Annotated in this window: 1 protein-coding gene; it reads right to left on the bottom strand. The window is 73.4% G+C overall.

What is annotated here, in order from left to right:
- Positions 1 to 1703, bottom strand: a 1703-nt coding sequence (locus AC0CYZ_RS20405) for a class I tRNA ligase family protein (RefSeq protein WP_472218649.1), incomplete at its 3' end; no start/stop codon positions are given.
- Positions 1704 to 1723: the final 20 nt, after the last annotated feature.

Raw genomic sequence — 1723 nt, forward strand, 5'->3', positions numbered from 1 at the left:
GCCGAGTCGCGGTCTTCGGGGGCGAACGTCTTCGGGGAGTACTCGTCGACGTCGGGCAGCAGCACCGGCAGGTCGGAGTTCGGCAGCGCCCGCGGGATGGACGGGCCGCCGTCGGTCTCGCCGTCGGCGGCGTAGGCGACGGGGAACGGCTCGCCCCAGTACCGCTGCCGGCTGAACAGCCAGTCCCGCAGCTTGTACTGCACGACCGCCTCGCCGTCGCCGCGCCCGGCCAGCCACGCGATGATCGCGGCCTTCGCCTCGCCGACGCCCAGGCCGTTCAGCGAGATCTCGTCGTTCGCGGAGTTGATCGCCGCGCCCGAGCCGACGTAGGCCTCGCCGTCGAAGCCCTCCGGGGGCTGCACGGTCCGGCGGATCGGCAGGCCGAACACCGTCGCGAAGTCCCAGTCGCGCTGGTCCTGTCCGGGCACGGCCATGATCGCGCCGGTGCCGTAGCCCATCAGCACGTAGTCGGCCACGAAGACCGGCAGCGGCTCGCCGTTGACCGGGTTGACCGCCCAGGCGCCGGTGAAGACGCCGGTCTTGTCGCGCGCCTCCTGGCGCTCCAGGTCCGAGCGGGAGCCGACGACGCTGCGGTAGCCGGCGATCGCGTCGGCGGGGGTCTCGGCCCCGCCGGTCCAGCGACCGTCGAGCTCCTCGCCGGTGCCCGGCTGCGGCCACGCGGCGGGCAGGATCGCATCGACGAGCGGGTGCTCGGGGGCCAGGACCAGGTACGTCGCGCCGAACAGCGTGTCCGGCCGCGTCGTGAACACCTCGATGGAGCGCTCGGGCGCACCGGGACCGTCCCCGCGCACCCCGAACCGCACCGTCGCGCCCTGCGAGCGGCCGATCCAGTTGCGCTGCATCGCCTTGACCGAGTCCGGCCAGTCGACGCCGTCCAGGTCGTCGGCCAGGCGGTCGGCGTACGCGGTGATCCGCATCATCCACTGACGCAGCCGCCGTCGGAACACGGGGAAGTTGCCGCGCTCGGAGCGGCCGTCGGCGGTGACCTCCTCGTTGGAGAGCACCGTGCCCAGCGCCGGGCACCAGTTGACCGGCGCCTCGGCCAGGTAGGCCAGCCGGTACCCGTCCAGGACGCGGTCCTGCTCGGGGCGCGACAGCGTCGACCAGTCCCGGCCGTCGGGCACCTCACGGATCCCGGACGCGAACTCGGCCTCCAGCTCGGTGATCGGCCGCGCCCGGTCCGCCACCGGGTCGAACCACGACCCGTGGATCTGCAGGAAGATCCACTGCGTCCAGCGGTAGAACTCGACGTCGGTGGTCGCCACCGACCGGCGCGTGTCGTGCGCCAGCCCGAGCCGACGGATCTGGGCGCGGTAGCGCTCGATGTTCGCCTCGGTCGTGGCGCGTGGGTGCGTGCCGGTCTGCACCGCGTACTGCTCGGCGGGCAGCCCGAACGCGTCGAAGCCCATCGTGTGCAGCACGGTGCGTCCGGTCATGCGCAGGAAGCGGCCCAGCACGTCGGTGCCGATGAAGCCCAGCGGGTGCCCGACGTGCAGCCCCGCGCCGCTCGGGTACGGGAACATGTCCATCAGGTAGAACTTCTCGCCCGGGTCGAGCACCTCGCCGTCGGCGAGCGGGCCGGACGGGTTCGGGGTCGAGAAGGTCTGCTCGGCCTCCCAGCGGTCCTGCCAGCGCGCCTCGATCCCGCTGGCCAGCGCGGCGGTGTAGCGGTAGGGCGGCACCCCACGGCCGGGCTCGGCGT

The organism is Actinomycetospora sp. (genome assembly GCF_055612215.1).